This is a genomic window from uncultured Hymenobacter sp., from assembly GCF_964242765.1.
Classification (GTDB): Bacteria; Bacteroidota; Bacteroidia; order Cytophagales; family Hymenobacteraceae; genus Hymenobacter.
On the sequence record NZ_CAXTBM010000020.1, the window covers coordinates 77626 to 94862 of the forward strand.

General features: G+C 56.5%; 17 protein-coding genes. 10 read left to right on the forward strand and 7 right to left on the reverse strand.

Going from position 1 to position 17237, the window contains the following annotated elements; all coding sequences use genetic code 11:
• Positions 1-23: 23 nt before the first annotated feature.
• Positions 24-782 (forward strand): J domain-containing protein, encoded by a 759-nt coding sequence (locus ACFE7X_RS10820; protein ID WP_375435678.1) that lies wholly within the window; start codon positions 24-26, stop codon positions 780-782.
• A gap of 141 nt (positions 783-923) precedes the next feature.
• Here ACFE7X_RS10820 and ACFE7X_RS10825 read toward each other — a convergent pair whose 3' ends face one another.
• Positions 924-1715, reverse strand: coding sequence for an SDR family NAD(P)-dependent oxidoreductase (locus ACFE7X_RS10825; protein ID WP_375435679.1), 792 nt, complete (start codon positions 1713-1715; stop codon positions 924-926).
• A 170-nt stretch (positions 1716-1885) separates the two neighbouring features.
• On the opposite strand from ACFE7X_RS10825, the gene ACFE7X_RS10830 reads away from it, so the two are divergent.
• Both ACFE7X_RS10830 and ACFE7X_RS10835 read left to right on the forward strand, forming a co-directional pair.
• Positions 1886-2374, forward strand: coding sequence for an ankyrin repeat domain-containing protein (locus ACFE7X_RS10830; RefSeq protein ID WP_375435680.1), 489 nt, complete (start codon positions 1886-1888; stop codon positions 2372-2374).
• A gap of 44 nt (positions 2375-2418) precedes the next feature.
• Positions 2419-2826, forward strand: a complete 408-nt coding sequence (locus ACFE7X_RS10835) for a DoxX family protein (protein WP_375435681.1) — start codon at positions 2419-2421, stop codon at positions 2824-2826.
• 222 nt (positions 2827-3048) lie between these two features.
• Here ACFE7X_RS10835 and ACFE7X_RS10840 read toward each other — a convergent pair whose 3' ends face one another.
• Together ACFE7X_RS10840 and ACFE7X_RS10845 are read right to left on the reverse strand one after the other, a co-directional pair.
• Positions 3049-3336: a hypothetical protein gene (locus ACFE7X_RS10840; RefSeq protein ID WP_375435682.1), complete on the reverse strand. Its 288-nt coding sequence runs from the start codon at positions 3334-3336 to the stop codon at positions 3049-3051.
• Positions 3337-3669: 333 nt separating this feature from the next.
• On the reverse strand, positions 3670-4449 hold the full coding sequence (locus tag ACFE7X_RS10845) for an HAD family hydrolase (protein WP_375435683.1): 780 nt from the start codon (positions 4447-4449) through the stop codon (positions 3670-3672).
• Between the two features lie 531 nt (positions 4450-4980).
• Between ACFE7X_RS10845 and ACFE7X_RS10850 the strand changes: the two genes are divergently transcribed.
• The 3 genes from ACFE7X_RS10850 (at position 4981) to ACFE7X_RS10860 (ending at position 8316) form a co-directional block, all read left to right on the forward strand.
• On the forward strand, positions 4981-6120 hold the full coding sequence (locus ACFE7X_RS10850; protein WP_375435684.1) for an SDR family oxidoreductase: 1140 nt from the start codon (positions 4981-4983) through the stop codon (positions 6118-6120).
• Positions 6121-6544: 424 nt separating this feature from the next.
• Positions 6545-7024 (forward strand): hypothetical protein, encoded by a 480-nt coding sequence (locus tag ACFE7X_RS10855; protein WP_375435685.1) that lies wholly within the window; start codon positions 6545-6547, stop codon positions 7022-7024.
• A gap of 164 nt (positions 7025-7188) precedes the next feature.
• Positions 7189-8316: an adenylate/guanylate cyclase domain-containing protein gene (locus tag ACFE7X_RS10860; RefSeq protein WP_375435686.1), complete on the forward strand. Its 1128-nt coding sequence runs from the start codon at positions 7189-7191 to the stop codon at positions 8314-8316.
• A 75-nt stretch (positions 8317-8391) separates the two neighbouring features.
• On the opposite strand, the gene ACFE7X_RS10865 is transcribed toward ACFE7X_RS10860, so the two are convergent.
• Positions 8392-8826: a hypothetical protein gene (locus tag ACFE7X_RS10865; protein WP_375435687.1), complete on the reverse strand. Its 435-nt coding sequence runs from the start codon at positions 8824-8826 to the stop codon at positions 8392-8394.
• Between the two features lie 103 nt (positions 8827-8929).
• Complete coding sequence (locus ACFE7X_RS10870) at positions 8930-9268, reverse strand: winged helix-turn-helix transcriptional regulator (protein ID WP_375435688.1); 339 nt, start codon at positions 9266-9268, stop codon at positions 8930-8932.
• A 144-nt stretch (positions 9269-9412) separates the two neighbouring features.
• Here ACFE7X_RS10870 and ACFE7X_RS10875 point away from each other — a divergent pair, with 144 nt between their 5' ends.
• The 3 genes from ACFE7X_RS10875 (at position 9413) to ACFE7X_RS10885 (ending at position 12297) form a co-directional block, all read left to right on the forward strand.
• Positions 9413-10177 carry an MBL fold metallo-hydrolase gene (locus ACFE7X_RS10875; protein WP_375435689.1) on the forward strand — a complete coding sequence of 255 codons (765 nt, stop codon included), beginning with the start codon at positions 9413-9415 and terminating at the stop codon, positions 10175-10177.
• Between the two features lie 499 nt (positions 10178-10676).
• Positions 10677-11831 (forward strand): hypothetical protein, encoded by a 1155-nt coding sequence (locus ACFE7X_RS10880; RefSeq protein WP_375435690.1) that lies wholly within the window; start codon positions 10677-10679, stop codon positions 11829-11831.
• A 232-nt stretch (positions 11832-12063) separates the two neighbouring features.
• Positions 12064-12297, forward strand: a complete 234-nt coding sequence (locus ACFE7X_RS10885) for a T9SS type A sorting domain-containing protein (RefSeq protein WP_375435695.1) — start codon at positions 12064-12066, stop codon at positions 12295-12297.
• Between the two features lie 20 nt (positions 12298-12317).
• Here ACFE7X_RS10885 and scpA read toward each other — a convergent pair whose 3' ends face one another.
• On the reverse strand, positions 12318-14465 hold the full coding sequence (scpA, locus tag ACFE7X_RS10890; RefSeq protein WP_375435691.1) for a methylmalonyl-CoA mutase: 2148 nt from the start codon (positions 14463-14465) through the stop codon (positions 12318-12320).
• Between the two features lie 167 nt (positions 14466-14632).
• The gene (locus tag ACFE7X_RS10895; RefSeq protein WP_375435692.1) at positions 14633-16417 is read right to left on the reverse strand and encodes a methylmalonyl-CoA mutase family protein; all 1785 of its coding nucleotides are present in this window, start codon (positions 16415-16417) and stop codon (positions 14633-14635) included.
• Between the two features lie 230 nt (positions 16418-16647).
• Here ACFE7X_RS10895 and ACFE7X_RS10900 point away from each other — a divergent pair.
• Positions 16648-17237: 5'-nucleotidase C-terminal domain-containing protein (locus tag ACFE7X_RS10900; RefSeq protein ID WP_375435693.1), on the forward strand; the 590-nt coding region annotated here is incomplete at its 3' end.

Below are 17237 nucleotides of genomic sequence, written 5' to 3' on the forward strand. Positions count from 1 at the left end.
CTCCGGATGGATAGCTACACTTTATGCAGAATTACTATTATATCCTCGGCGTTCCGAACACGGCTTCGGTAGCTGAAATCGAGCGGGCGTACAGGCAGATGCACGCCCGCATCTACCGTCGCGCCATCGTCGATCCGGCCCTCAACGACCGGCTCCAAGCGGCGTATGCCGGCTACCAAATCCTGGCCGACCCGCGCCGGCGCTGGGCCTACGACCGGCTGATGCAGCAGGAGCCCGAGTCTTTCGCGCTGCCCCCCCGCCCCCCCGATCCAACCAAGGTGCTATTGGCGCGGGCTGCTCCCAAGGCCCGGTGGGTGAATTGGGCGCTGCTGGCGTTCTGCCTGCTCCTGGCCCTCGATTGGGCGCTGCCCCTGCGTGAATACGCCAACGAACCCGTGCTCGGCCGCCACATACTATCCATTAGTGTGTCGGCCTCCAATCCGCAGATGGCCTACGACATCTTCACGCCAAACACCAAGTTCCGGCTACCCAGCGCTATTGCCCACCGGGCCCGCGAGGGCCAGCTCGTGACGGTTTGGCGCACGCCGCTGCTCCGGGTGGTCCGCAAAGTCAGCTCACCGACCTCCCCCGATGGGCCGGCGCCCTTCGAGCCGTATGGCGGGGGTGTCTATAGCGGGCCGCTGGCCTTGCTGCCCCTGGTGCTGCTGGGCGTGGCTGTAGTGGGGGTTCTGCCCAAGCGCCCCGCCGAAGTGCGCGTCAATACCGCCGTAGTAGGTATGCTGTTGTGGATAGTGGCTGTGGTGCTCATTCTTATTTATTGAATGAAGCTGCTTTAGATTCTTTCTGCCCGTTACCAGTCCTACTATCGGCCTGGTTGCACTGCGCTCAGCAGGGCTGGTAACCAGGAGTTTAGTGCGAAGCTCTAAACAGCACCATATAAGAATGGGGTAAGCAAAGTGTGCCTACCCGATGCTGCGTATCACGCCGCCATCTACGCGGACGGAGGCGCCGTTGGTGGCGGAAGCCAGGGGGCTGGCCAGGTAGGCTACCATATTGGCTACTTCGTCGGTGGTGGCGAAACGCTGGAGCAGGGAAGAGGGGCGAGCATTCTGGAAAAACTCGTGCTCGGCTTCCTCTCGGCTCTTGCCTTCGGCCGACATCTTTTGCAGGAAATCCTCTACTCCCTCCGAGGCCGTCGGGCCGGGCAGCACCGCATTAACGGTTACCTGAGTGCCTTTGGTGAGTTCGGCTAAGCCGCGGGCTACGGCGAGCTGCGCGGTTTTGGTGGTGCCGTAGTGAATCATTTCCTCCGGAATCTGGAGGGCCGATTCGCTGGAGATAAACAAGATGCGGCCCCAGTTCTTTTTTAGCATCTGCGGGAAATACTGGCGCGAAAGCCGCACGCCGCTCAGCACGTTCACCTCGAAAAACCGCAGCCAGTCTTCGTCCGGTATTTCGGCGAACGGCTTGGGCTCGAAAATGCCCACGTTGTTGATTAGAATATCCACCGCGGGCACTTGGAGTAGCAAGTAATCAACCTGCTCGGCCCGGCTGAAATCGACGGCGACGCCGCGCACCGTGGCGTTAGGGGTTTCGGCCAGAATGGCGGCCTGAGCTTCTTGCAAACGCGCTTCCGTGCGGCCCGTCAAAATGATTTCGGCGCCCTCGGCCGCTAAGCGGCGCGCAATAGCCAGCCCGATGCCGGCCGTAGAACCCGTAATTAACGCTACTTTATGGGTGAGTTGCAGATCCATGTGGAAACTAAGTGTAGTGATAAACCACTGCCTAAACGCGCAAACACCGGATTTGTCTGGTCGAGTTGTTCTTTTTCCAACAAGCCGCGGGCAATGCTAGGGAACTAATCAATTTCTGACGGTTACCGTATTATCCGCGAATCACTGATAGAAACCTTTTCCGCTCGTACATGGATTTCACTTCCTCCCGTCCCGAAGACCTGTTGTTTGACGCCGCCCGCCGTGGCAATGTAGATACGCTCAAGGCGTTGCTCGCCGAGGGCGTCGACGTAAACACGCAGGATGGCAAAGGCTTCACTGCCCTCATCATTGCCGCCTACGACGGCCACCTCGAAGCCACTCGCTTGCTACTCGAAGCCGGCGCTAACCCCAACGTGCACGATGCCAGCGGCAACACCGCCCTGATGGGCGTCAGCTTCAAAGGCTACCCCGAAATTGCGCAGCTACTCATCGAGCACGGCGCCGACCTCAACGCCCGCAACGGCAACGAGGGCACGGCCCTCATGTTTGCCACTCTCTTTGGCCGCCACGACATGGTGCCCGTTCTGCTTCAGGCCGGCGCCGATACCACCCTGCGCGACGTGCGGGGCCTCACGGCCCGCGACTTGGCTGTTCAGCAAGGCAACGAAGTGGCCTTGAACCTGCTGCCCCAAGAGTAATAACGCTCTATAATCTGTAAAGCAAACTTTAGCTACTTGTAGTCATGAACAATTCCGTCGCCCGCTTCGCCCCCTATGCATTTGCTCTGCTGCGCATTGTGGTAGGCGTACTTTTTGCCATGCACGGCAGCCAAAAGCTGTTTGGTGTTCCCGGCGACAAGCCGCCAGTGGAGTTAGCCTCTCTAATGGGCGCTGCTGGTATTATTGAGTTTGCCGGTGGCTTGCTGATTGCGCTTGGTTTGTTGACGCGCCCCGCGGCGTTTATAGCTAGCGGCACCATGGCCGTGGCCTATTTTATGGCCCACGCCTCTAATGGCTTGTTGCCCATTCTCAACCAAGGCGAGCCGGCCGTCGTGTACTGCTTCGTGTTTCTCTACATCTGGGCGCACGGCCCCGGGGTTTGGAGCATCGACGGGTTGCTGCGTGGCAACCGTATGGCGCCAGCAGTATAAAACACAAACCTCGCAGCATTACTTTTTTTCCTAGCAAAGCCCGTCGGCCCTATCAGTGGTGGCCGGCGGGCTTTATTTTGCGCGGTAGCCGGACTCGCATAAAGTGGCCGTACTTGCGCTCTTTGTTAGGATCAACTGCGTGATAGTTCAAGCAATACAGAATTGAACTACGAAATCTACTCCCACGAAATAAGCATTTGTGCTGAAGCCTTACAGAGCGTTTTAGGGAATAGGCTGCCAGGTTACGTCGGCCACGGCGGCGGTATTGGTAGAAAGATATTGGTCGTACAAGTCTTGCGCGGTACCCTGATCTGGCTCGCGGCCATCAGAGCGCAACACGAGCAGCAAGTCGTTGGCACTTAGGTTCAGCTGCTGCATAAGTTGCTGCCGCAGCTCCGGCGTAGCATTCGGCAGCCCGTCTTGCAATTTCACAACCGTCACAATTTGCCCGTCTTGCTTTATTTGGGTGTATACGCCCGAGGGGCCAGTGGAAAAAGTGTCTCTGCTCATGAGAAAGGGAGTTGGAAAGGACACCTTAGGATACGTAAGACAAGGAAATGTGGGGCTGCCTTTTCGCAAAGCAGAAGGCATAGAAAGAAAACAGCTATTCCTTTGGAACTGGCAAGCTAGTCTCACCCTTGATATAGCGTCCGCTTGCGAAGAACCTTCTCACGCGTGGACGGTGAATGTCACAACGACTCGTTCTAATCCCATAAGGTCCTTCGCAAGCGGACGCTATATCAAGGGTGACAGACGATTGAGGGTCAACGATGGTAAACCACCCCTAAACCTTATTTAGATGCGCAACATCACGTAGAGAGAGGAACTAGCTTGCTGATTTTACTAGCTTGATACTAAAGCGTTTTGGTTGATTTCTAGAGATGCTTGCCCGGTGATTTTCAATAAAACGTCGGGCAGTGGCTCCAGACTCGTGATTTCGTCGACGTGGGGTAGGGCGCGGGTGCTGGCAAAACGGTTCAGCCACAGGGGGCGAATACCGGCCTCTAATGCCCCTACCACGTCGGCCAGCCAGTTGTCGCCCACCATGACCGTCTCGGCGGGGCTACCATGCAGGCGCTCCAGGGCTACCTGATAAATGCGCGGGTTGGGTTTCGTCACGCCCACATCTTCCGACGTGATAAGGGCATCGATTAAGTGACTCATGCCTAGCTGCGTCAGCTTTTCTTTTTGCTCGGAGGTGCGGTTGTTGGTGACTATTCCAATCCGGTAGTGGGGCTTCAGGGCTTCCAACAGCGGCAAGGCACCCGGTACAGGCCGGCGCAGACGTTGGTAGTGGCCGTAGTGCCGATGCGCAAATTGCTCGGCCTCGGCATTCGTGGCGCCTAACCCGTACGGCGCGAGCAGCCGCTGAAAACGCAAGCGGCGCGCTTCCTCATAGGAATACCGCCCGGCCAGCACTTGCGGGTGCATTTCTTCGAGTATGGCGCTATACTGCTGGTATAATGCCTCCAAATCCACTTCCTGAAACTCCGGCAGCCCCGCCGTGGTGATAGCCAAAGCCGCTCGCGCGGTATTGGCATGATCGAAGAGCGTATCGTCTAAATCAAAAAGTACAACGGTAGGACCAACGAAATGCAGCGACGATTCCGGCTGTAACGGCATAGGATAAGTGTTTTGATAGAAGCTACGGATTGGTCTGCTTTGGCTTTGCCAGGCAATCATAGTTCATCAGGGAGGTAAAGGTTGCCGTAAAATGCGCTCTTGCCGGATTAAGATTCAGGCATCCTGGCCTACATGCGGGTATGTGTTGATGCTGCTTAGCATGTGCTCGGTGCTCTGGCGGGTGCTACTCGGGGCTTTCCCCTGCTGGAACGACGATTGTTGCTGCGGCTTTTCATGCGGCAGAAGGGTCTCGCTCTGCTCTCAAGGACAGCTACATGGCAGTTCAGCAAACGAAAGCAAAAGCAACGCTTCAGAAGCAGAAAGCAGATAAAGTCAGCGCATTGTAAATCGTTGAAGCTCAGCTATTACCTCTACCTGGACTATATCCTCGCTGCTAGCCCTGCGTATGTACTGGTCTTGGCTGGCTACCGGCAACAGTAGCGCAACAACCTCGCTTTGGTAGCAGCCTAGTAGGCTGGGAGCGAGGATACAGACGGAAAGTGTGGTTTTACTAGCTAAACAAACAAGAGAATGACTCCTAATCTCAAGCCCCTAAAGCAACAAACCATTGTTATTACCGGCGCCAGTAGCGGCATCGGCTTGGCTACGGCCCGGATGGCGGCCAAAAAAGGCGCGCAGCTCGTGCTAGCTGCTCGCAACGAAACCGAGTTGCACCACATCGAGCAGCTTCTTCAGGGCCAGGGTGCGCACGTAGTGGCCGTAGCCGCCGACGTAGCGAACCGCGAAGACATTGACCGCATTGCCGAAACGGCCATACAGCATTTCGGCGGCTTCGATACCTGGGTCAACGACGCGGGTGTTTCCATCTGGGGCCGCTTGGAAGAGGTGAGCGACGAAGACAACCGCCGGCTCTTCGAAACCAACTTTTGGGGCCTGACCTACGGCTCGTTGGTGGCCGCCCGCCACCTCAAACAACGCGGGGGCGCCATCATCAACGTGGGCAGCGTCGCCTCCGACATGGCGTTTCCGCTGCAAGGCATGTACTGCGCCAGCAAGCACGCCATCAAAGGCTTCACCGATGCGTTGCGCATGGAGTTGGAGGAAGAAGGCGCCCCCATCTCAGTGACGCTCATTAAGCCGGCCGCCATCAACACGCCTTTCCCGCAGCACGCCCGCAACTACATGGACAAAGAGCCGAAGCTGCCGCCGCCCGTCTACGAGCCCGAGGAAGTGGCCAACGCCATTTTGTATGCCGCCGTGCACCCCGAGCGCGACATCTACATCGGTGGGGGTGGAAAAGTGATGAGCACCTTCAACAAGCACATCCCCCGCGTAATGGACAAGCTCAACGAGGGCATGATGGTGAAAGAGCAAAAGCGCGACGAGCAGCCCCGCAACCCCCAGGGCGCCTTGCACTATGCCGGCGAAGACGGGCACGCCCACGGCGACCACCCCGGCTACGTTATGAAAACCAGCCTCTACACCCGCGCCAACCGCCACCCCGTGTTGAAAAGTACCTTGATGGCTGCCGCTACGGCCGCTACCACTTGGTGGCTGCTCGGCAAGCGCCGCACCAACAAAGCCCAGGAAACGGCCGCTACCACCCACAGCAACGGAACAACCCCGCCTCACCTCGAAGACCACCATCCTGTGGCCACTCACCAGGAGGTAATTCCGCTGCCAGCGTCCACTGCCCCAGTAATTCTTTAAGCTTCAACACTTAAGAAACCGCAACGCCCGCGCCGTTCCTATGAGCGGCGCGGGCGTTTGTTTGAAGCCTCGGTTTCATTTGCCTGGCCTGGCTATCCGTGGCTGTCTCTTAGGACACCGTTAAAAGCCATGCTTTATTGCTTTGAATCTAGCGTGCCCTGGCGAAGAACCTGCTGCCTACTGAACGAGAGGTGCAACAACGTCTTGTGCTGACGTGAGAAGGTCCTCCGGTTGCTGCCTCGGGAAGGCAGATCCTGGATACGCTCAAAGCGAAAGGTCGAACCAAGCTGGCAGTTGGTCGATTCTTTCGGGTGATTGGTGGAAGATCACCGGCGCTGCTGCAAAAGGGCATTGGGTTTGAATAAAGGCAGACAGAACACAACGTTCTGCACTCCTTCAAAACAGACTTCAATTCCCTTCTACCATGAAAAAGCAACTTTTTAGTTTCGCCCTTATTCTCAGTCTTGGTGCCTCGTTCGCTAACGGCTCCTTTGCCGCTTCCACGGCCACAATCGGCCAGGAGCAGCGCCAGGATCCTGATAAAGACCGCCTCAAAGGCCAGCGAAGCGCCCAAAACCAGCAGCGCCACATCGACGAGATAACCCAAGAACTCGGTTTGAGCAGCAAGCAGAAATCCAAAGTCGAGAAGATATTCCAGGAGCAACAGCAGCAGATGCAAGCCCTGCGCAGCCGCTCCGGCAACGACCGCAGCCAAGGTATGGCCGAGGCCAAGCGCATCCACGAAAGCACCAACAAAAAGCTCAAGAATGTGCTGTCGAAAAAGCAGTACGCCCAGTTCGAGGCCAAGCGCCAGGAGCGCCAGCGCCAGATGGCCGACCGCCAGGGCGACCGGCGCGACAATGAGCGCAGCAACGACCGCCGGGACTCTGGCCGCCGCAGCTAAGCTCTTAAGCTTGTAAACAAACAACCCGCCTCGTCCGTGTTCGGATGGGGCGGGTTGTTTGCTTTTACATCCACATTTATTGATATACCAAGTATTCGAGGTATAATTTCGTCTTAATAAGTAGCGGTGTTGGATGCCCCGCTGTAGATTAATCTAGCTTTGCTATGTCTACTACCAGTGTTTCTGCCGCACGTAGAGCCCGTTTTTGGGCCACGCGACGCCATGTCTTCCAAACGGTTGGTAGTATTGGGGTGGTGTTTGTTGGGGTACTCGAAGCCATGGCCCTGCTGCTGTGGGTGCCCCGGCAGGCACTGTTGCTCCTGGCGCTAGTGGGCTTCCCAATCGGGCTGATTCTGGGCGTGTTGGAAGCGGTAGTATTTCCGGCCCTAGTGCAGCGCCTGAAGCTACACCTGGCTACGCTGCTGCAAGGCTTGGCCCATTTGCTATTACTGAGCGTGTTCTACGGTGCTATTATGTGGGTGGCCCACCTGCTCGATTTGCCCCAGCTTTGGATACCGCCCACGGGCAAGACCCCCGGCCCAGTGCAGAACATGCTGCGAGTGTTCATGATTTACCTGTTTGCGGGTTTCGTGACGACGCTGTTGCGCCAACTGCTATTGCGCATGGACCGGCGGCGCTTGGTGCAGCTGCTGGCGGGCCACTATCAGCAGCCTGTAACCGAAGACCGTATATTCCTGTTCGTAGACTTGAAGGGCTCGACCCGCCTGGCGGAAACCCTCGGCAATGACCAGTATAGCCGCTTAGTGCGCGACTTCTTTTCCGACGTCAGCGTGGCTATTGAGGCTACCCGGGGCGAGGTGTACCAATACGTCGGCGACGAAGTAGTGGTGACCTGGCCGTCTAAGCTGGGTCTGGCACATGCCAACTGCCTGCACTGCTTGTTCAAGATGCAGCACCGCATTGAAGAGCGCCGCGGCCACTACTTGCGCAAATACGGAGTGGTGCCCGAGTTTAAGGCCGGCGCCCACGGCGGGCGCGTCACTACGGTGCTAGTTGGCACGGCGCACCGCGAGTTGGTCTACCACGGCGACGTGCTCAACACCACAGCTCGCATTCAGGCACAGTGCAATGCGCTGGGTAGCAAGTTCCTGATTTCGGCCAGCCTACATCAGCAGATAGGAGCGCATCCGGAATACCATTTCACACTACTCGGCAGCCACCAGCTACGGGGCAAAGCCGGCGCCACCGAGTTGGTCGATGTGCAGGAGCAGGTTTCTTTCCGGCCAATTCAAGCGGAAGTGGTGGAAAGCAGCTGGCCAGCCGGTAACTAGGGCCGCAGGGTTGGCCCCAATGCAGCAACCAGCAAAAGCAGAACCGGCCCGTTGTGGGGCAGACCGGCTTCAAGTTTACAAGATGGTGGCACTATCAAGGGCAGTCTGTTCCGCTACGATGCCTGGGAGCAAGGTCCTGCTCAGTAGCTGCGCTATGTTCTGCGGCAATTCCGCCACCAGCAGTGGGCGAAGCGGCCGGGCCACCAAGTGGTAGCGCGTGTCGGCCCGCTCGTGCAGGCGGGTTTTCTCGAACGAAAACAGCCCGCGCCGGGCGTAGCGAGCAAAGCCCTGGTAGCTGCTTGCCTCGTCCTCCCCATTTGCTATTTCCGCTACCTCAAGTTCTGGGAGCGTCAGGAAATACTGGTGCAGTTCCAGCAGCACCTCCTGCGAAGCCGCCACCGATTCGGGCAATATCCCACCACCGGATGCTACGTGCAGGATATGGCCGTTGCCATCGGTGGCAAACCAGTCAATGTCGGCGTCTTCTTGGTCTATTTCGTCGATGCGCATGAAAATCTGAGTTGATTGATACCCTTGCAAGGCTAGCCAATTACGGGTATTGTCTCCGGGCTGTTCTTGCTGGGCAGCACTTCATCCGCCGCTAGGAGCACCATCAGGAAATCTGTACTACGCCTTCTATGTGCGTTAGCGCCCATTGCTCTAATTGCTGTAGAATGGGGGCTAGCTCCTGGCCTTTGCTGGAAAGGTGGTAGGTGACTTCGGGCGGAAAGCCGTTGTGTACGGTGCGCTCAACCAGCGTGGCTGCTTCCAACTGACGCAATTGTTCCAGCATCACCTTCTTCGACACGCGCGGAATTTCGCGCCACAACTCGGTGAACCGCAGCGGGCCCGACGACAAGTGAAACAGGATAATCGGCTTCCATTTGCCCGAAATCTGGTCGAGAGCCACTTTGGCGGCGCAGCATTCGATGTCGTGGTAGGTATGACGCATGGGCAAAACGAAAAGGTGAACAGGTAACCAGCAGGTAACCTTCTTGAGCCCGCAGTAGGGTAGGGGTACTTTTGACCTAGAGGATGCTAGCTGTCGAGAACAATGGCGGCATCTAATCAAGGTAATGCTTAACCCGCTTTTTCAATGCAAGTTCAATTAATTCGTCATGCCACGCTGCTGCTGAAGGTGGCCGGCAAAACCATCCTGGTAGATCCTATGCTGGCGCCCCGCTTCCAGTACGACCCAGTGCCTATGTCTGCCGGCAACGACCAGCGTATCCCGCTGGTAGACCTGCCTTTCGCCTCCGACGAGTTACCCCAGTTGCTGGCCTCGCTCGATGCCGTGCTGATCACCCATACGCACCCCGACCACTGGGATGCCACCACGCAAGAACTCCTCGATAAACACTTGCCCATCCTGTCGCAGCCAGCCGATACAGAAACGCTACGAGCCCAAGGCTTCACGAACGTGCAGCCGATTGAAAACCAACTCGACTGGGAAGGCATCCGGCTATACCGCACCGGCGGCCAGCACGGTACCGGCGAAATCGGGCAGCAGATGGGCACTGTTTCAGGCTTCGTGGTGGAGGCCGAGCAAGCGCGCCTCTACATTGCCGGCGACACCATCTGGTGCGAAGAAGTAAGTGCCGCCCTCGACCACTACCAGCCTAATGCCATCGTGCTGAATGCTGGTGCGGCTCAGTTCTTAGTAGGCGACCCCATCACGATGACGGCCGCCGAGGTAGTGAAAGTAGCGCAATATGCGCCGCAAGCCACGGTGTATGCCATCCATACCGAAACCGTCAACCACTGTACCGAAGGCCGGGCTACCATCCAAAAGCTAGTAAAGCAAAACGGTTTAATGAATCAAGTACACGTGCCAGCCGATGGCGAATGGATAACGATTTAGAAGCATAGCTACCAACTGCATTTTATAAGTGGCGGCTGAACTAAGCCTTCTGCCATAAAAGCAAAAGGGCCCGTTACTAACGGGCCCTTTTGCTTTTATAGGGTAGTAGAAGCACATAGGTAAGTCAACTTTACTACGGTACGTCATACGAAGCCGCCACCGACTCCGGCAATATCCCGCCGCCGGACGCTACGTGCAGGATATGGCCGTTGCTGTCCGTGGCAAACCAGTTAATGTTCGCGTCTTCTTTGTCATCAGAGGTGATTGCGCGGATGATTTATGCATAGCGTTTCTGTTAGCACTTATACATGAATATGCATAAATCAGCCCAACCAAAGCAATCTAAAATGCCCTGTAGTTAACGCTAGACAGTTAAAATGGAATCAGCTAACAAGTGAATGAAAATTGTAATATTATAATGATGTGTTACTTTGGTGGATAAAATCCAAACACTAAACAGCATACTCTAACTTGCTTTCTTCTCTCGAATAATCTATACATGAAAATTGGTATCTGGTTTAAAATTATGTCATCACAGTTTTATTTGTTCATAGTGCTTATTTTCAGCGCTTTAAGTGTCCGAGCTCAAAATGCTCCAACATGGACTAGTGTGCAGCATAGCACTGAAACTATTACCACGTTCAACCCTCGTAAAATTGCTGTAGCTCCAGATGGTAGCCGGTATGTAACAAGTATGTTTAGCGGTACACTTGTTATGGGAGCTTTTACTCTTACTGGCAATGGGAATTTTTATTTAGCCAAATACTTACCCAACGGCACAGTGGCTTGGGTGAAAAAATATAATAGTTCGTCAAGCCAAGTAGCGGTAGATGCGACAGGCAACGTTTACTTGGCAGGGTACTTCAATAGTTCTCTTACCCTAGAAACTACCACCTTGATTGCTCGCAATGGTGGCCGCGACGGATATTTGGTGAAATATGATGACCAAGGAGTGCAGCAATGGGTAAAGCAAGGTGAAGCATCGGGTGGCTTCGTTTATGTTGAAAGTATAGCTACAGATACCAGTGGTAACGCAATTATCGTGGGCAACTTTGGTAACTCTGTTGATTTCGGTGGGTCGTTAGTCACGGGCGGAGGAATATTTATGTACAAGTTTTCGCCGGTTGGTACCGTGGTTTTAGCTCAGCAAGTAAGCAGCAACGGTCATGTACAGGATATGGCCTTAGACCAAAGTAGCAATAGTTATTTGGTCGGCTCTTTTATTGGTTCTGCTAAGTTTGGTAATACTAATTTGAGTGGCATTGGCGCCCAGGATATTTTTTTGTGTAAACTAGACGCTTCAGGAAGCTGCACATGGGCGGCGCGTGCTGGTGGTTCCTATGGCGGTAGCGGGTCCTCTGTGGACGTGGATGCGGGTGGTAATCCAATGATAGTTGGATACTGTTACATCATACCAGGTAATAATTTTAATAGCCAGGCTTATGTGGCTCGTTACAGTAGTCAGGGTATTCAATTATGGGATCGGCAGATACAGTCTGGGGCTACTACAACTGCCTCCGCAGTTACTTATGATGGGCGCGGAGGTTACTATGTGACAGGAAATTTCATAGGTGCGATTGTATTTGGGGGTATTACGCTCAGTTCGCAATGGGAAAGCATATTTATGGGAAAGCATATTTATTGTGCGATATGATAGTCAGGGCACAGCTTTGTGGGCTACCTTGGTGAGTGGTACAAGCAGCAGTGATCTAATTAGGGCCACCGATATAGAAGGTGATAATGCGGGTAATATCTATCTGGCAGGCTATATCCTAGGTTCCGTCACCTTTGGCACACTACCTCCCACAAACGGTCCTACTACGTTTGTATCTAAACTTGCCGCAGGCGGTATCATAGCTAATACACACCTTGCTGCTGTAGGTAATATGCAATTGAAAATATACCCAAATCCAGCTACTGACCAGGTGACGTTGGAGTTAGCTAACAATTGCCACTTACTAATTAACGATGCCCTCGGCCGAACAGTGAGCGACCAAGTGATGCATAAAGCAACCGGTACTTACTTAATATCATTGGCTGGTTTAACTCCCGGCATATACAGGTTGCGCGTTATACTAGATAATGGCGAAACTGGCAGTACTCAATTGCTAGTGCAGTGACAGTCTAATAGAATTGCAATTCAATTAGACATATCCCTCAGTTTCTCCAATATCTCCTGCGCTGCTACAGCAATGACCGTTCCCGGACCATACACGCCGGCTACACCAGCGTTGTAGAGAAAATCATAATCTTGGGCGGGGATGACGCCGCCGGCAATGACGAGGATGTCTTCGCGGCCGAGCTGCTGTAGCTCCTGGATGAGCTGCGGAATCAGGGTTTTGTGGCCAGCGGCGAGGCTGCTCACGCCCACTACGTGCACGTCGTTCTCTGCCGCTTGGCGTGCTACCTCGTCGGGGGTTTGGAAGAGGGGGGCAATGTCCACGTCGAAGCCCACGTCGGCAAAGGAAGTGGCAATGATTTTCGAGCCCCGGTCGTGGCCGTCCTGGCCCATTTTGGCCACCATCATGCGGGGGCGGCGGCCTTCTTTGGCGGCAAAGTCGTCGGCCGCCTGGCGGGCTTTGGCAAATTCTGCGTCGTAGTCCATTTCCTGCGAGTAAACGCCCGATACCGTACGGATGGTGGCTTGGTAGCGGCCATACACCACTTCCAGCGCATCCGAAATTTCGCCGAGGGTCGCGCGCAAGCGGCCGGCCTGCACGGCCAGGGCCAGTAAGTTGTCGTTGCCGGAGCGGGCGGCTTCCGTCAGGGCGGTTAGGGCCTGCTGCACGGCGGCGTTGTCGCGCTCGGCTCTCATGGTATTGAGGCGCGCAATCTGCGACTCCCGCACGGCGGCGTTGTCGATGTCGAGGATTTCGATTTGCGTTTCCTGGGCCTGTTGCTCCGGGGTGAGGCGGTAGCGGTTCACGCCCACAATCACCTCCTTGCCCGAGTCGATGCGGGCCTGCTTGCGGGCCGAGGCTTCCTCGATGCGCAGCTTGGGCAGGCCGGTTTCAATGGCCTTGGCCATGCCACCCAGCTCTTCCACCTCCTGAATCAGCGCCCAGGCTTTGTTAGCTAGCTCGTGAGTGAGGGTTTCCACGTAGTAGGAGCCGCCCCAAGGGTCCACCACGCGGGTAATGTCGGTTTCGTGCTGGAGGTAGAGCTGGGTGTTGCGAGCAATGCGGGCCGAGAAGTCGGTGGGCAGGGCAATGGCCTCGTCAAGGGCGTTGGTGTGCAGGCTTTGGGTGCCACCCAGCGCGGCGGCCAGGGCCTCAATAGCGGTGCGGGCCACATTGTTGAACGGGTCCTGCTCGGTGAGCGAGTAGCCCGAGGTCTGGCAGTGCGTGCGCAGCGCCAAGCTCTTGGGGTTCTGCGGCTCGAAGTGCTTCAGCAGCTTGGCCCACAGCAACCGACCGGCCCGGAGCTTGGCAATTTCCATGAAGTGGTTCATGCCAATAGCCCAGAAAAACGACAGCCGCGGCGCAAACTGGTCGATGGTCATACCCGCCGCCAAACCCGCCCGCACGTACTCCAGGCCATCGGCCAGGGTGTAGGCCAGTTCCAGGTCGGCGGTGGCGCCGGCTTCCTGCATGTGGTAGCCGCTGATGCTGATGGAGTTGAACTTGGGCATGTGCTGCGCCGTGTAGGCGAAGATGTCGGCAATGATGCGCATGCTCGGCTGCGGCGGGTAGATGTAGGTGTTGCGCACCATGAACTCCTTCAGAATATCGTTCTGAATGGTGCCCGCCAGCTTATCCGGTGTCACGCCTTGTTCCTCGGCCGCCACTATGTAAAAGGCCATAATCGGGAGCACCGCCCCGTTCATGGTCATGCTCACCGACATCTGGTCCAGCGGAATCTGGTCGAAGAGAATTTTCATGTCTTCCACCGAATCGATGGCGACGCCGGCCTTGCCCACGTCGCCTACCACCCGCGGATGGTCGGAGTCGTAGCCGCGGTGCGTAGCCAGGTCGAACGCCACCGAAAGGCCTTTCTGCCCGCCCGCTAGGTTGCGGCGGTAAAAGGCGTTGCTTTCCTCGGCCGTGCTAAACCCCGCGTACTGCCGCACGGTCCAGGGGTTCTGCACGTACATGGTAGGGTAGGGGCCGCGCAGATACGGCGCCTGCCCCGCGCCAAACCCGAGGTGCTCGAAGCCCGCTACATCCTCGGCCGTGTAGTAGCCTTTCAGCGCTATGCCTTCGGGCGTAATGGTGGTGGCAGTTTCAGCCGCCGGTACGGCGGGCAGTTGCGCGGCATTATAGGGAATGCTAGAAAAGTCGGGTTTCATAAATCACGGATTGACGCTGATTCACTTGATTTCACCGATGGAATGCTGCTGCCTGCCCGACCTGCTTCGGCAAGCGTAGCAGGTCGGGCAGGTATAACAACGAGTTCGAGAATAGCAGCATACCTTTTCTTTCGGTAGGCGATGCTATTTCAAATCCACCTACACACTTATTTCCCTTGTAAACGGGCTAATACGTCCTCGGTGCTGTGGCCTTGCACAATGAATTCCTGAAAGCCAAACACCCGCACGGCCTCCTGCATAGTGGCGAGGTCGGCCGTAATCAGGACGGGGGGCACGAAGCTCGGGTCATCTTCCGCAACCCGGTAGATGTAGCGCGCAAAGCGGCCGAACTGCTCTGGCGTGGCATACATCAGAATAGCTTCCTCGGTAGAAGAAAACAGAACTGACAGCGTGCCTATTGGGTGCGACTCGTGTAGCGACTGTTGCTCCTGCTCCGGCAGCAGCCGCAGAAACGACTCTTGGATGAGCTGGTTGGTATGCGAGCCAAGCAGCACCACCGCCGCCCGCTTCCGCTTTTTCTCTCGCCGCTCGAAATGCAAACTTGTGGCCAGCCGCAGCACTTCCGATGGATACGTGGCGCGGGTCGAGTCGAATTCGCGGCTGCGCAACAGGCGTTTGGGGTTGAAGTCGAAATGCTCGCGCGTATTCTGAAACCGGTTGGTCCCCACTACCACTTGCTCGCCGGTAGCAATCCGCCGGAACTGCGCTTGCGCCGCCGCGTGCAACTCCTGCATCAACAAACCCATAGCTTCTGGCACGCCTCCCTTGGCTTGAATCTTCTGAAACAAGGTCCAGGCGTCGCGCGCCAGCGTATCGGTGAGAGTTTCCAGGTAGTAAGAACCTGCCGCAGGGTCCTGCACCTGTCCCAAGCCTACTTCCTCGCGCAGCAGCACCGACAGGTTGCGGGCCAACCGGTCCGAGAATTCGCTGGGGTCGTGGAATATGCAGTCGAAGGGGCGGACGCTGAGGGCGTCGGCGCCGCCGAGTATGGCACTCATGGCCTCGGTAGTTACGCGCAGCAGATTGGTGTGGGCATCCAGCGTAGTCTGGCTCCACGACGAAGTCTCGGCGAATAGTGGCACCCGTGCTGCTCCGGACGGCAGGCTATATGCGTGCAGCAGCGTAACCCAAAGCCGGCGCAAGGCACGCAACTTGGCAAGTTCAAAGAAGTAATTCGGGTTAACAGCAACGTGCACCTGCATGGCCGCCGCTACGTCGGCAGCAGTTAGCCGCTCATTAGGCAACTCGCTCAGATAAGCGGCCGCAGTGGTCAGCGCGAAGGCCACTTGCTGCGTAACCGTGGCACCCCGATTTCCGAAAAACGCTATATCCAAAGTCAGGGCCCGAAAATCAGGCATGGGCTGCGTTAGCGTCAGCACTTCCCGCAGTTCGTGTAGCTGGCTCTTTAGGTTGGGTAAGTGGTTGGTGATGGGGTCAAACTGCAAGAATCCGCGGAGCGCCGTGGTGCCCGTTGCCAGCAATTGCCGCACAAAAGCCGCTGGTGCCGCAGTGAGCGAGTACCCGACATAGGTGGTGTCTAAAGGCAGATGGGCATGCAGAAATTCCACATCGAAAGCCGGGGCGTCATTCACCACAAAATGAGCCCCGTCGGCGCCTCTGGTCAGCGCGGCGGCTGCCCGCTGAATGGTGGCGTGGCCCCGCTCACCGGCCGGCACCGCGTAAGTGGGCACGTTGCGCCACGTAGTACCGGCCCCGCCAGACCGCAATTGCGGCGTGGGCGGTTGGGGCAGTGCTTCCAATGCTTCGCGGTGGTAGAAAGGCTCTAGTGTAAAGCCGTCGGGTGTCTGCCAGCGCAGCGTAGCCGGGTCCGCGCCCTTCAGGTCGCGCGCGATGCGGGCCTGCCAGGCGGCCGTGCTCACAGGTTCGAATTCAGAAAAAGAAACAGACGCGGGGCGCGGCGTGTCAGGCATAACGAAACTCAGGTGGGAGATGGAAACGGCCCGAAGGAACGGGCTAAAGATACCGTTCGTTCGGTAGATACCGCCCGTTGGGCTGGGCAACAACATTTAGGCGTACGAGAAGCCAAGATTGGTTTTCCTAGTAATAGGGCAAGTTGAGCTGGGCATGCAAAGGGGAATGCGCGCTAACTAACGCTCCGGATAAGTTACCTTTGCGGTCCGTTCTTTCTTATAATACAGTGATGCACCTGTTTCATTCCCGTTTTGCCACGTTAAGCTTGTTGGCTGCTTTTGCCTTTGCGGCGGGCTGCCAGCGGACTGCTTATGTGGCCAAGCCAACGTTGCAACCCGTTACGGCTCAGCCCGTTGGTAAAACCCTCGCCGATGACCCCACGGCCACAGCAACCATTGCGCCCTACCGCCAGCGCGTGACCGAGCAAATGACGGCAGTTATCGGGACGGCTCCGAGTGCTTTAGTGAAGAGCCCCGGCGAGTCGCCCCTAGCTAATTTCGTGGCTGATTTGCAACGCAGCCGTGCGAGCCGGGAACTCGGCAAACCTATCGACTTGGGAGTGATGACCAACGGCGGCCTACGTGCCCCGCTGCCGGCCGGGCAAGTTACCCTTGGGTCGGTGTTTGAGCTGATGCCCTTTGAAAACGAACTAGTGGTGCTCGACGCTCCCGCCGCTGTGGTGCAGCAGCTCTTCGACTACGGGGCCCGCGTGAAAATGGCCTTTTCCGGGGCTACTTACGCCGTCGGTCCTGATGGCAAAGCCAGCAACATCAGCATCGGCAACAGCCCTTTCAACCCCACCCAAGACCGCCTCTATAC